The sequence below is a fragment of the Candidatus Rokuibacteriota bacterium genome (genome assembly GCA_016188005.1).
Taxonomy (GTDB): Bacteria; Methylomirabilota; Methylomirabilia; order Rokubacteriales; family CSP1-6; genus UBA12499.
This window is the reverse complement of sequence record JACPIQ010000068.1, coordinates 123,544-136,353: the sequence shown is the minus strand read 5'-3', so window position 1 is coordinate 136,353 and position 12,810 is coordinate 123,544. Positions and strand designations below refer to the sequence as shown.

The window sequence follows — 12,810 nt, the reverse complement described above, 5'->3', positions numbered from 1 at the left end:
AGAAGCGTCGCTGAACTAGAAAGACGCGGTCAGACTGAGAAAGGCCCGGTTCTCCGAGACGTCACTCGCTGGCTGGCTCTGAGAGCCGCCCGATGCGTCGCCGAAGGTCAGATCCCTCGAGCTGTCGCTGCTGCGCTCGGTGTGGGTGTAGTCGAGCGTCATGCTGAGCCAGCGGAGGACCTGCCACGACAGCCCGGCGCCCGCCGTGAATGCGGTGCTTGACTGGGCCGAGGCGGCGTTGCCGCTTCCGGTGGGCTCGTTGCGGCTGTAGGAGACCCTCGCGTTCGTGGTGATGAACGGGGTGAGCTGGTAGGTGATGGTGCCCGTGAGGGTTCGGGTGACCACGACCCCGAAGTCCTGCCCTTCCTCTGCCGTCTGCCTGAAATCCTGGAACGCAGTGAGGCTGATCACCGTCCTCACGAAGCGGTAGCTGATGCTGCTGTTGGTGGAGAACGTCGACAGCGTGTCCCCCTGGTCCGAGTCGAACAGGCTGTAGCCGAGGCTGCCCGAGAGCGACAGCCCGGTGGGGAGGCCGTAGGCCGTGAACAGGGAGATGTTCCACAGCCGGCTGTCGCTGTCGTCCGTGGAGGTGATCGAGTAGGAGCTCGAAAGCCCGGCGCTGCCGAACGCCCCCACTTGCCGGGAGAGCGAGGCCAGCACCCGGTGGCCCGTGCTCGACGAGGAGACGTTCTCGTTGGCCGTCGTCGTCCCCGTGCTGACCGAGCTGGTCCCTCCCGACGTCTCGCGCAGGCTCAACTCGTACCCCGCGGTGAGGCTCATCAGGGCCCCCAGCGGGGTCGTGGCGTTGACCCCGAGGATGTGGCTGACGGTGTCGGCATTACCGAAGAAGATCGTGTTGCGGTAGTAGCTCTGGGTGGCGATGAGGTCTAGGAGCCAGTCGGCGGCGATGCTGAAGGAGTTGCTGGTAAAGACGTCGCGCTCGCGCCGGAGCCCGCCCTGATCCCCCAGCGAGGGCTCGTCCGTCCTGGTGAAGCTGTCGGTGACGGTGAGGCTGAGCCGGGGATTGAAGGTGTGGCGGACCGAGCCGTTCAGCGTGGGGAAGATCTGGTAGTCCTCCTGCCCCGTCGCGCTGTCGTGGCTGACGCTGACGCTGCCCGAGACGCTGCCCTTGGTCCTGGGACGGTTGATCAGCAGGCTCAGTCCCGAGTTGAGCGACGAGCGGAAGTTGTCGGTCCTACCGCGGGAGGCGAGCGTGAAGTTGTCCGTGTACTCCTCGGTGAAACCGAAGCTCGGATGCAGCTCGAAGCTCATGGTCCGGTCCGCGAGGAAAGGCTCCCGGAAGGGCCCCGGCACCCGGGTCTGAGATGGAGGCGGGGGCACGGGTGGGACGAAGGGGGGCTCCCTCGGCGTTACCGTGGCCGGTGTCGTGGCGCCCCTCTCTCCGCCCGTCGCTGGCGGTGGGGCCTGGCCCTGCTGAGACGACGGCGCGGCGGGCGTCGACGACTCCTGGGGCGATGCGGGAGTGCTGGCGAGCAGAATCAGGAGGAGAGAAGCGACCGAGAACGGGAGGCTGGAGGGAAGGGACCACCACCGCCCCTTCCCCCCAGGGCCTGCGCCTTGTCTAGAAGAGTCTCTGGGGCACAAAGATGATGTCGTCGGGCCTCAACCGCATGTCGGGATTCTCCTCCGGGGCCCGGAGCATCTTATCAAGGTCGATCCGGATGCGCACCTTTTTTTCGCCTTCAGTTCTCACCAGATCGACCCGGCCCGCAGCGGCCAGCTGAGTGAGGCCGCCGGTCAGCGTGATGGCCTTGACGATGGTCAGGTCATTGGTGTACTTGACCACTCCCGGGGCCCTCACCTCCCCCTGGATGTAGACCACGTCGGCCAGGGGGACGACAACCGTGTCCCCGGGCTCGAGCCTGGTGTTCTGGGAGAGATCGCCCCTCCTGAGGAGCTTGTCGAAATCCAGGGGCAGCCGCTTGTCGCCACGGAGCAGGAACCCCTTCTCCGCGTCCGCCCCCGCCACCACCCCGCCGACGATACCCAGCGCCTGGAGCATGTTCAGCTCCCGGGTGAGCTGGAGGGGACCGGCCTTGCCGAAGCCGCCGATGAAGTACACGGGCCGGCTCTTGATGTCCCTCACGATCACCGTGACCGCGGGCTCCTTCACGGTCTTGCCGTAGGCGGCCACGAGATCGGCGGTGAGGCTCTGGACCGTCTTGCCGGCAGCCTGGACCTCCCCCACCAGCGGCAGGGAGATCTTGCCGTCAGGCCGGACGAACGTGACCTGGTTGAGATCCTTGTTGTCCCAGACCTGGATGTCGAGCACATCCTCGGGTCCGATGACGAAGGCTTCCTCCGCGGCCAGTGCGGAGCCCCCCCCGAGCCGAAGGAGGAGCAGGGAGAGCGCGAGCAGGGACGGCAGCCGGAAGAGAGGCATCTTCATCGCTTAGACTCCTAGCAGGTGCCCGGGCTCGCTGGCCCGACTGGGTTGAGCCGAGGGGTCGGCGGCGCCCTCGGCGTAGGCCTTCAGCTTGTACTGAAGGCAGCGCAGGCTGATACCGAGGATGCGGGCGGCTCGGGTCCGGTTGCCGCCTGTCTCCTGGAGCGTGCGCAGGATGTACTGCTGCTCCACATCCCTGAGCGTGAGGCCGGAGCGGATCCGGATCGAGCTGTCGGCCTCCCCGCGCTGGGGCGCCGTGTCCCCGAGCCAGAGGGCGTCCACGTCCACCACGTCCGCCTCGCACAGTACCACGGCCTGCTCGATGCAGTTCTCGAGCTGCCGCACGTTGCCCGGCCACTGATAGCTGGTCAGCAGCTCCATGGCGTGCGGGGTCACGGCCCGGATGGGCTTGCGGTGGGCGGCGCTGAACTTGTCCAGGAAGTGCTCCACCAAGAGCGGAATGTCGCCCCGCCGCTCCCGCAGGGCGGGGCTCTGGATCATCACGACGGCGACGCGGTAGTAGAGGTCCTCGCGGAAGTTGCCGTCCTCCACGGCACGGCCGAGGTCCCGGTTGCTGGCGGTGATGAGACGGATGTCGGTCCGGATCGGCTTGGTGCCGCCGACCTTGACGAACTCCCGGCTCTGGACCACCCGCAGGAGCTTGGCCTGCAGCGGCAGCGACAGCTCGCTGATCTCATCGATGAAGAGCGTCCCCGTGTGGGCGAGGGAGAAGACACCGTCACGATGCTCCACGGCGCCCGTGAAGGAACCGCGCACGTGGCCGAAGAGGTGGCTCTCCATGAGCCCTTCGGGAATGGCCGTGCAATCCAGGGTGACCAGCGGCCGGTCCCGGCGGGGGCTGTTGTAGTGGATGGCCCGGGCGATGAGCTCCTTGCCCGTGCCGCTCTCACCGACGATACACACGTTCGCGTTGCCCCCCGCCACCTTCTCGATCTTGGCGAAGACGTCGCGGAGCTGGGGCGACTGGCCGATGATGTCCGAGACCATGAAGCTCCCCGGCGCCGGCAAGGCCTTGGGCACCGGTGCCGTCGGCGCCGCCCCTGCGGCCGCCTGCGCCCTGTCCAGCGCTCGGTCCAGCAGCGCCCCGAGGTCGGCCGTGCTGCGGGGACGCTCGACGCACTCCACGCCGGGCAGGCTCGAGAGATGCTCGAGACCCTCGGAGGACTCCGGGCCGAAGAGCACGAGCGTGGTTGGCCGGCCCTCCCCGGCCCTGAGGTACCGAGCGAGCTCCCAGGCACCGAGGGTCGGGGAGAGGTTCACGATCCGCAGGGGGGCGGGCCCGTTCGCTGCCTCGGCCAGCTGGAACTCGTGCGGGGAGCAGACGAAGGCGGCATCCGCTCTGCGCGCCGCCAGCAGCCGGTGCAGATCCTGCGAGATGTCCAGCGTTTCGTCGAGGACGAGCGTTTTCATCGGTCTGGGTCCTCAGCGCCTGCTCTCGCTGGCGTAGACGACCTGGTTGCCTCCGCGACGGGAGGCCTCCGCCAGGTGCGCCTGCGCCCGCGAGAGGAGAATGACGTCGTTGTACCCGTCGCGCGGGAAGGAAACTCCTCCGACGCTCAGCGTGATCTGGCGCGGGCTTGTGCCAGGGTCACCGGTGAATGCGACGTGCTCGATGTGGGTGCGGATCCGCTCGGCGACGCGCATGGCGTCAGCCCCTTCGGTGTGCAGCAGGAGCACGGCGATGCCGTCCTCGACCCGGGCCACCATGTCCGTGGATCGGAGGAACTCGGCGATCTTCCTGGAGATCGCGTGACGCGTTCCCTCCTCCGCCGCCCGGCTCTCGCCGGCCCAGTCGGGCCTGACGAGACAGATGGAGAAGAAGTCCTGGTACCGCGTCGCCCTGAGTGCCTCCCGTGTCAGCAGATGACGAAACGCGCCCTCCGCGAACACGCCGGTCCCAGGCTCCATGAAGTCAGTCACCGAACACTCCTTTGCCTCGCCCCAGAGCTGTGGCCTGCCGGCCGCCCTCACGGGCATGCTGAACCTCTCCCCGGAACCCGACAGCGCTCGATGACTGTGCAAAGCCTGCGCCATACGTGGGCCACGCGGGTGCCGGGAGACACGGGGCCCCTCGAGAACCGATCGTTCTCAGTGAGTTATACGAATGTCGCGATCTCGCCGCTGGCTCCGGGGCCGCTGAGCCCCTATCGGGTTGTGCCCCGGTAGGAACTGCACAGGTCAATCGCGAGACTAATTTTTGTCAAGTGGCGAATCCCTGTCCTTCTTCGCGCGCGCCCCGTTCTTGCCGTCGAGCCCGGCCGCCGTGATCTTATAAAGCAGGGCCTTGTAGCTGATCTTGAGGAGCCTCGCGGCCTCGGCGCGGTTCCACCTCACGCGGTCCAGGACTTCCTTGAGCACAGCCCTCTCCGCCTCCCTGGCGGCGCGCCGGGCGATCTCCTTCAGACCGACGGAGGCCTCGAAATTTGTAGCGACCCGCGCGGGCGGGGACTGCGGCTGCGGGGGAGCCGGGGCTCCCACCAGGGCGGGCGCGGGCTGAGGCGCCGACCAGCGGCGCCCGCGCCTCAGCGCGATCTCCTCCTGCAGGAGTCCGTCCTTCTGGAGTACGACGAGCCGCTTGATCATGTTCTCCAGCTCGCGGACATTACCTGGCCAGGCGTACTCCTCGAGGAGCCGCATGGTCTCGGGCGAGATCCTCGGCGTCTCCCGCTCGTACTGGCGGCAGAACTTCTTGAGGAAATGCTCGGCCAGGATCGGGATCTCCTCGCGCCGCTCGCGCAGGGGCGGCACGGCGATCGTGACCACGTTGAGGCGATAGTAGAGGTCCTCGCGGAAGAGCCCCGCGCCCATGACCGCGGCAAGGTCCTTGTTGGTCGCCGCAACGAGCCGGACGTCGGCGTCGATCAGCTCGCTGCCGCCCACCCGGAAGAACGTTCCATCCTGCAGCACGTGCAGGAGCTTGGCCTGAAGGCCCAGCGGCATCTCGCCGATCTCGTCGAGCAGGAAGGTCCCCCGGTGGGCGAGCTCGAACTTGCCGGGCTTGCGCCGGTGCGCGCCCGTGAAGGCGCCCTTCTCGTGGCCGAACAGCTCGGACTCGAGCAGCTCGCCAGGCAGGGAAGCGCAGTTGACCTTGAGGAACGGCCTGTCCCGGCGCTGGGAGATGTAGTGGATGGCCTTGGCCACCATCTCCTTGCCCGTCCCGCTCTCTCCCTGCACGAGGATCGTGGCGTTGGTGTCCGCGGCCCGCCGCACGACGCTCTCCACGTCCTGCATGCGTCCGCTGTTCCTGAAGAGCAGGTCCAGGTCGGGCCAGTGGCGATCGGCAGCCGGTACGGCGCTGCTCGCGCTCTCGCCTGCCAGTGGTCCCTCGGTGCGCGCCAGGGCGCTGGCGACGGCTTGCTGGATCGCGCCCGCCGACGCCGGCTTGACGATGAAGTCCGAAGCTCCCGTCCGCATCGTCCGGACCACGAAGCCCGTGTCCCTCACCCTCGACAGCGCCAGGACGGCGGCGTCCGTGGCCTCCAGCCGGATCTGCTGGATCACCTCGAACGGCTCTGTCCCAGGCATGTCGAGGTCGAGCAGAACCACCTGGGGGTGCAGGGTCGAGAGCAGCGCGAGCCCCTCGGCGGCGTCGGCCGCGGCGAGGACCGCGTGGCCCGCGTCCGTGACGACGCGCGCGAGCACGTCGCGGCTCTCGGCATTGGAGTCGATGATGAGCGTGCTCGCCTGGGCCATGGGCTGGTCTACTCCGTTATCCCTTGACGGGGGCGGGCGCGGCCCGGATACTCCTGCCCGAGAGCGCCATGAGGATTCTCGTGGTGGACGACGATCCGTCCGTGGCCGAGGTGATCGCGGACAGGATCCGGGCCGGGGGCGACGGGGCTCTGGTGGCGCTCGACGGCAGCGAGGCGCTGCATCTCCTGGGGTCCACAAGCGTGGACGGCGTGCTGCTCGACCTGGTGATGCCGGGGCTCAGCGGGCTCGCGGTCCTGGCCCGGATCCGGGACCGACACCCGGCCCTGCCGGTGGTGATCCTTTCGGGGCACGCCGACCACGAGCTGACCAGGAAGGCGCTGGCCATCGGCGCGGTCGATGTGATCAGGAAGCCAGACGTGCTCACCCACTTGAGCGTTACCCTTTCTAAGCTGAAGGGCCTATGAATACAGGGTGGCCCGGCGCTGTCCTCGAGGGCCCTATTATCCAAGACACGCTGTGAAATGCAATACCCAATTTTGCCTGGTATGGGCCCTGGGTGACCGCTACACCTGGGGAGATCTAGGTAAGGGGGAGAGCCGAATGGGCAGAGGGCGGGCACGGATGCCAGCAAGCCGAGACGGCTCTCGCCTGGCCGGGAGCTCGGCTCGAGAACGCTCGCGCCGCCTGGCCATAGAGCGTTTACACCATGCGCCGGCGCAGAGGGATCTGGCGCGCCTTGACGACGGTTGCGGGACTCACCGACAATACCCGCCATGATCAATCCGAGCATCCGGGCGGACACGGCCCAGGCGCGGCCCGGGCGGATCCGCCGGCCGGTGCCGCTGTCCGTGCGGTCGTAGCCTCATGGCGACAGCGGCGCAAGTCCTGGGCTGCTTTGCCGCGCGCCTCGACGCCGGGGCAATTCCCTCGGCCGTCCGGGACAATGCGGCGCTCCGGGTCCTGGACACCATCGGCTGTGCGCTGGCGGCCTCCAGAGAGGAGCTTGCCGCCCCGGTGCTCTCGCTGGCGCGCCAGTGGGGGGGCAGCGGCCCGTGTGTCGTCATCGGTTCGCCGCTCACGGCCACGCCGCCGCTGGCGGCTCTCGCGAACGGCTGCCTGGCCCACGGTCTCGATTTCGACGACACCCACTCGCCGTCCATCACCCACGCCTCCGCCGTGCTCGTCCCCGTGATCCTGGCCCTCGGCCAGTCCGAGGGATTTGATGGCCGGTCGGCGCTGATCGCGCTGGTGGCGGGCTACGAGACGGTGACGCGGATCGGCATGGCGGCGCCGGGGCGATTCCACGAGCGGGGCTGGCACGCCACGGCCGTGTGCGGGGCCTTCGCGGCCGCGGTCACCGCCGGCCGGTGCCTGGGCCTCGACGAGAGCGGGATCACGGCGGCCATGGGCATCACCGCCAGCTTCGCCTCGGGCGTGATGGAGTTCCTCGAGGACGGCTCCCCCGTGAAACGGGTGCATCCGGGGTGGGCGGCTCACTCGGGACTGCTCGCGGCAGGCCTTGCAAAGGGGGGCTTCAGCGGTCCGGCTACGGGCCTCGAGGGGCGCTTCGGGTTCTACCGGGCCGCCCTGGGCGAGGCGCCAGACCTGGCGCCCCTCCTCGACTCTCTCGGCCGGGAGTGGGAAACGCTGCGCATCTCCTTCAAACCGTATCCCTGCTGCCACTACAACCACGCCTATGTTGACGCGGCCGCCCGCCTCAGGCGGGACTCCGGCGTCAGCGCGGCGTCGGTGGCGGACATCGAGTGCATCGTCCCGCAGGGGGAGGTGCCCATCGTCTGCGAGCCCGCTGCCGCCAAGCGGCGGCCGCGCACGGCCTACGAGGCCCAGTTCAGCCTGCCATTCGCCGTGGCCGCAGGGTTGCTGGACGAGCGAGTGGGGGTGGCCTCGTTCTCGGCGGAGCGCCTCTCGGATCCCGGCGCGCTGGAGCTGGCGCGGCGGGTCCGCTACACCGTGGATCCGGAGTCACCGTTCCCGAAGACCTTTCCCGGGCGCGTCCGCGTGCGGCTCGTGGACGGGAGCCTTCTCGAAGCGCGCCAGGACCACAACCGGGGCGGACCGGAGCTCCCGCTGAGCGAGGCGGAGGTGGTGGACAAGTTCCGCGACAACGCCTCACGGGCGCTGGCTCCGGCGCAGGTGGCCGAGCTCGAGAAGGCCGTCCTCGGCCTCGAGGGCGCTGCCGACCTGGGCCCCCTCGCGGCGCTCTGCGCGCGCAACTGACGCGGGCCGCCGCTTCTCCTTGCCTGGACCTGACCGATCTGCCATCATGAGTTCATGAACAGGGTTCTTCTCGTCGCGGCGGGGGGCTTGCTGGCGCTGCTCTGGACGGGCCCCGGTCTCGCGCAGCAGGCCCGGGGGGCGCCCTCCCCGGAGCCGAGATTCCAGATCCTCGCCCCGGGGCCGGCCGTGCGCGACGCCACGCGGCCCCGCGAAGCGGAGTTCTACAGAGAAGACGTGCGCGTGCGTCATGAGCCCGCCTTCATCGAGCCCCTGACTGCCGCTCCCGTCTCGGGCCCCGTCAAGAAGGTGGGGCTGTCGGCCTGGACCGCGCCGGCCGGCCGCGGGGACGGGATCGTACAGCACGAGACGAGCGGCTGGTTCGGGTTCGGCTTCAGCCTCGTCTGGGAGTGAGCCTCGCCGCTGCTCAAGGGTAACCTGCACGCCCACACCACGCTCTCCGACGGGCGCCGCCCGGTGGACGAGGTGGTGGCCCGCTACCGCGATCTCGGCTACGACTTCCTCGCCATCACCGATCACGACGACCGGATCGCGGACGACTACTGGTTCCGCATCCCCGCCGGCGACGACCGCATGCTCATCCTGAGCGGGATAGAGCTGGACTACCGCCCGCTCTCGCAGCACGTGGGGAAGATCCTCGGCGAGCACGAGACGCTCTTCGTGCTCAACCACCCCGGCCGCTACAAGCTGACCGTGGACGAGACGCTCCGGCGGATCGCGACGCTCACCGCGGCGGGCGTGCCCATCCACGCGGTGGAGCTGAGTGACACGGGGATCTACCAGGCCGAATACGATGTGGAGGCCATTGGCCTGCCGAAGATTGCCACGGACGACTCGCACCGCGACGCCGATTACGGCCGGGCGTGGATCGAGGTGGACGCCCCACGGACCCCCGACGCCATCCTGCGGGCGATCAAGGCCGGCGACTTCCGGGTGGACTTCGCTCCGGGCGATGGAGCCGTCGCCGGGCCGGGCTGGAACCTCCTCTCGATCGAGGATTAGCCGCCCCGCCGGGCGCCCTGCGAGGTGGCGGCGCCCGTGACGATGGGGCCCGCCGGGCCCCTGTGATACCCTTTCTGGGCACATGCCAGCGCGGCGCCTGTGGAATGCCGTCGCGAGTCGCGAGCTCTGTCACGAGGAGAGGCAATGCCTGTCATCCGTATCGGTCACAGCCCGGATCCTGATGACGCCTTCATGTTCCATGCGCTCAACGCGGGGAAGGTGCGTCTCCCGGGCTTCGATGTGCAGCACGTCCTGGAGGACATCGAGTCGCTGAACCGCCGCGCGAGGACCGCGGAGCTCGAGGTCACGGCAGTCTCGGCCGCAACCTACACCCTCATCGCCGACCGCTACCGTCTCATGGATCCGGGGGCCTCCATGGGGAAGGGCTACGGCCCCATCCTCGTTGCCCGGGAGCCGATGGATCCCGCGAGGGTGTCCCAGCACGTGGTCGCGATCCCCGGCAGCCACACCACCGCGGCGCTGCTGCTGCGGCTGTACTGCGGCGACCCGCCGGTCATCGAGGTCGCCTTCGACAAGATCCCGAGGGCGGTGCTCGAGGGGCAGGCGCATCTGGGCCTCCTGATCCACGAGGGGCAGATCACGCACGCCGCCATGGGGCTCGTGAAGGTGCTCGATCTCGGGCAGGCGTGGGAGAAGGAGACCGCCCTGCCGCTGCCACTTGGCGTGAACGTCATGCGGCGCGATCTGGGGGAGGAGCTGCATCGGACGATCTCCCAGGGCCTTCGCGACTCCATCGAGTACGGCTACGCCCATCTCGACGAGGCTCTCGAGTACGCCATGCAGTACGGGCGGGGCATCGACAAGGAGACCTGCCGCCGCTTCGTCCTCATGTACGTCAACGAGTACACGCGGCGGCTGGGTGACGACGGGCGCGGCGCGCTCCTCCGGCTCTACCAGATGGCGCATGCCCGGGGCCTGATCTCCGAGATCCCCCCCATTGACCCCATCTAGGGGTCAGGTCTTGCATTACGACATCGGCGCGGCCGCGGCCCTGCATCGTGATACGGGGTCAGCGTACTCGTCATCGTGTACCGCCGGGCGGACAGCAGGGGCGGGGACAGGGCTACGTGTCGGATTGCAAGACCTGACCCCTAGAACTCGCGGAGGATCTCGTAGGTCGTGGTGCGCTGGGCCGGCGTGAAGCCGGCCTCGCGGATCAGGGTCACGATCTCCGCCACGGTGGTCCGGTTCACGTAGTCCGCGGCCGCGTGCACGTTCTCCTCGAAGAGCGTCCCGCCGAAGTCGTCGGCGCCCCAGGAGAGCGCGACCTGGCCGGTGCGCTTGCCCCCGGAGAACCACGAGGCCTGGATGTGCTGGAAGTTGTCGAGGTAGAGGCGGGCGGCGGCGAGCATGCGGAGGTAGGCGCTCGGTCCCTGGTAGTGCTTGATCCACTTCTCGAGGAGCGTGTGTCCCGGCTTGAACGACCACGGTACGAAGGCCGTGAACCCGCCGTGCTGGTCCTGGAGGTCCCGGATCGCCTCCCAGTGGTCGAGGATGTCCTCGGGCTCTTCCACGTGCCCGTACATCATGGTGGCCGTGGACCTGAGTCCCTGGCGGTGGGCCTCGCGGTGCACCTCGAGCCAGCTGTCGGGCCCGCCCTTCTTGGGCGCGATGCGGGTCCTGACGCGCGCGGAGAGCACCTCCGCCCCCCCGCCGGGCAGCGTGGTCTGCCCGGCCTCCTTCAGGCGCCCGATCACTCCGGCCACGTCGAGCCCGCTCACCCCGGCCATGGTGTGGATCTCCGAGGCCGTGAAGAAGTGGGGAGTGACCGACGGGAAGCGCCGCCGGGTCTCCCGGACCAGCGAGAGGTAGTACTCCAGCGGCAGCTCCGGGTTGTGACCCCCCTGCAGCAGCACGGTCGTGGCGCCGTCGCGCGCAGCGGCCTCGACCTTTCGGAGCACCTCCTCGACGCCCAGCGTCCAGGCCTCCGGGTGACCGGGCTTGCGGTAAAAGGCGCAGAACTGGCAGTCGGTGACGCAGACATTGGTGTAGTTCGGGTTGGAGTCGACGACGAAAGTGACGCGGCGCTCTGGCAGGCGCCGGAACCGGGCGGCCTGGGCGAGGCTGCCGAGGTCCAGCAGCGGCGCCTCGGTGAGGAGCCAGCGGCCCTCGGCCCGCTCCAGGCGCCGGCCCGCCTCGACCTTCTCCCGGATCGCCTCCTGCGGGCTCAGCTCCACACCCGCACCACGTTGTAGAGGGCGTCACGCTCCACGGCAGTCTTGCCCGCGTCGCGGATCATCCGGAGGATCTGCTCGCGGGCGAGCCCCGCCGGGCTCTCGGCCTTGGCCATGTGGGCGATCTTCTCCTCCTCCAGCGTGCCGTTGACGTCGGAGGCGCCGAAGTGAAGCGCCAGCGAGGCAGTCTCTTCGCCGAGCATCACCCAGTAGGCTTCCACGTGGGGGAAGTTGTCGAGGAGGAGCCGGGAGATGGCGATGGTCCTGAGATCGTCGGTCGGCGGAGTCTGGCGGGGCACGAGCTTCGTGTTGCCCACCTGATAGGCCAGCGGGATGAAGGTGAGGAAGCCCCCGGAGCGGTCCTGCTGCTCCCTGAGCCGCAGCAGGTGATCCACGCGCTCTGCGAGCGTTTCCACGTGGCCATAGAGCATGGTGGCGTTCGTCTTGATGCCGAGCCCATGCGCGATCCCGTGGATCTCGCACCAGCGGTCGGCATCGGCCTTGCCAGTGAAGTTGAGCCGCTTCTGCAGGCGCCGGGAGAAGATCTCGGCGCCCCCGCCCGGCATGGAATGTAGCCCCGCCTCCTTGAGCCGCGCGAGCGCCTCGCGGGGCTCGATCTTCCAGCGGCGCCACCAGAAGTCCACTTCCGCCGCCGTGAAGGCCTTGATCTGCGTCTCGGGACGGGAGGCGTGGATGGCCGCGATGAGGCGCTCGTAGTACTCGAAAGGCCAGTCGGGGTGATGCCCTCCCACGATGTGGGCCTCGCGGGTGCCCGGCTTGATCATCGCCAGCACGTCCTCGATGGAGTTCTCGAAGGCGCCGGCCTCACCTTTCTTCCGCGTGAAGTCGCAGAAGGCGCAGGAGAGGACGCAGACGTTGGTGGGGTTGACGTAGCGGTTCATCACGAAGAACACCCGCTCTCCGTACCGGCGGGCCTTGACGTGGTCGGCGAGGCTCCCCACCCCATGGAGATCCTCACTCTCGAAGAGAAGGAGGCCGTCCTCCCGCGACAGGCGCTCCCCGGCGCGGACCTTCTCCCAGACGGGGACCAGCAGCCGGTCTCGCAGCAGGAGCCGGCGCTCTTTCACGACAGGCATGCTATCCTCCCGGTGGATCGGACGGACCAGCCGCTCTGATTCTAGGGGCGACTGACCCTTCGGTCAATGTATCCCGCCCGCGCCGCTGCTTGGCCGGACGGGAGGGGGGCGTGGCGCACATCCCCCGGCTGCCAACCCGTCTCACGCCTGCGGAGGACTGCGTGGAATCGCCACTCAG

Annotated in this window: 12 protein-coding genes; 5 read left to right on the top strand and 7 right to left on the bottom strand. The window is 68.8% G+C overall.

Annotated features, from left to right (window positions below):
* Nucleotides 1–15: 15 nt before the first annotated feature.
* The 5 genes from HYV93_13755 to HYV93_13735 all read right to left on the bottom strand — a co-directional run bounded on the left by HYV93_13755 (nucleotide 16) and on the right by HYV93_13735 (nucleotide 6,121).
* Nucleotides 16–1,272 carry an outer membrane beta-barrel protein gene (locus HYV93_13755; GenBank protein ID MBI2527035.1) on the bottom strand — a complete coding sequence of 419 codons (1,257 nt, stop codon included), beginning with the start codon at nucleotides 1,270–1,272 and terminating at the stop codon, nucleotides 16–18.
* Nucleotides 1,273–1,582: 310 nt separating this feature from the next.
* A complete protein-coding gene (locus HYV93_13750) occupies nucleotides 1,583–2,410 on the bottom strand; it encodes a polysaccharide biosynthesis/export family protein (GenBank protein MBI2527034.1) in 828 nt (275 codons plus the stop codon).
* A gap of 3 nt (nucleotides 2,411–2,413) precedes the next feature.
* A complete protein-coding gene (locus tag HYV93_13745) occupies nucleotides 2,414–3,838 on the bottom strand; it encodes a sigma-54-dependent Fis family transcriptional regulator (protein ID MBI2527033.1) in 1,425 nt (474 codons plus the stop codon).
* A gap of 12 nt (nucleotides 3,839–3,850) precedes the next feature.
* Entirely contained in the window at nucleotides 3,851–4,348 is a 498-nt protein-coding gene (locus HYV93_13740) for a diguanylate cyclase (protein MBI2527032.1), read from the bottom strand.
* Nucleotides 4,349–4,618: 270 nt separating this feature from the next.
* Nucleotides 4,619–6,121 carry a sigma-54-dependent Fis family transcriptional regulator gene (locus HYV93_13735; protein ID MBI2527031.1) on the bottom strand — a complete coding sequence of 501 codons (1,503 nt, stop codon included), beginning with the start codon at nucleotides 6,119–6,121 and terminating at the stop codon, nucleotides 4,619–4,621.
* A gap of 68 nt (nucleotides 6,122–6,189) precedes the next feature.
* On the opposite strand from HYV93_13735, the gene HYV93_13730 reads away from it, so the two are divergent.
* The 5 genes from HYV93_13730 to HYV93_13710 all read left to right on the top strand — a co-directional run bounded on the left by HYV93_13730 (nucleotide 6,190) and on the right by HYV93_13710 (nucleotide 10,312).
* Entirely contained in the window at nucleotides 6,190–6,546 is a 357-nt protein-coding gene (locus HYV93_13730) for a response regulator (GenBank protein MBI2527030.1), read from the top strand.
* Nucleotides 6,547–6,946: 400 nt separating this feature from the next.
* Entirely contained in the window at nucleotides 6,947–8,320 is a 1,374-nt protein-coding gene (locus HYV93_13725) for an MmgE/PrpD family protein (protein MBI2527029.1), read from the top strand.
* Nucleotides 8,321–8,374: 54 nt separating this feature from the next.
* Nucleotides 8,375–8,731 (top strand): hypothetical protein, encoded by a 357-nt coding sequence (locus HYV93_13720; protein MBI2527028.1) that lies wholly within the window; start codon nucleotides 8,375–8,377, stop codon nucleotides 8,729–8,731.
* 63 nt (nucleotides 8,732–8,794) lie between these two features.
* Entirely contained in the window at nucleotides 8,795–9,340 is a 546-nt protein-coding gene (locus HYV93_13715; GenBank protein MBI2527027.1) for a hypothetical protein, read from the top strand.
* A 144-nt stretch (nucleotides 9,341–9,484) separates the two neighbouring features.
* Nucleotides 9,485–10,312: an ABC transporter substrate-binding protein gene (locus tag HYV93_13710; GenBank protein ID MBI2527026.1), complete on the top strand. Its 828-nt coding sequence runs from the start codon at nucleotides 9,485–9,487 to the stop codon at nucleotides 10,310–10,312.
* A 140-nt stretch (nucleotides 10,313–10,452) separates the two neighbouring features.
* Here HYV93_13710 and mqnC read toward each other — a convergent pair whose 3' ends face one another.
* Nucleotides 10,453–11,532, bottom strand: a complete 1,080-nt coding sequence (gene mqnC, locus HYV93_13705) for a dehypoxanthine futalosine cyclase (GenBank protein ID MBI2527025.1) — start codon at nucleotides 11,530–11,532, stop codon at nucleotides 10,453–10,455.
* The gene (gene mqnE, locus HYV93_13700) at nucleotides 11,529–12,632 is read right to left on the bottom strand and encodes an aminofutalosine synthase MqnE (protein MBI2527024.1); all 1,104 of its coding nucleotides are present in this window, start codon (nucleotides 12,630–12,632) and stop codon (nucleotides 11,529–11,531) included. Before mqnE ends, mqnC begins: the two co-directional genes overlap by 4 nt.
* Between the last annotated feature and the right edge of the window lie 178 nt (nucleotides 12,633–12,810).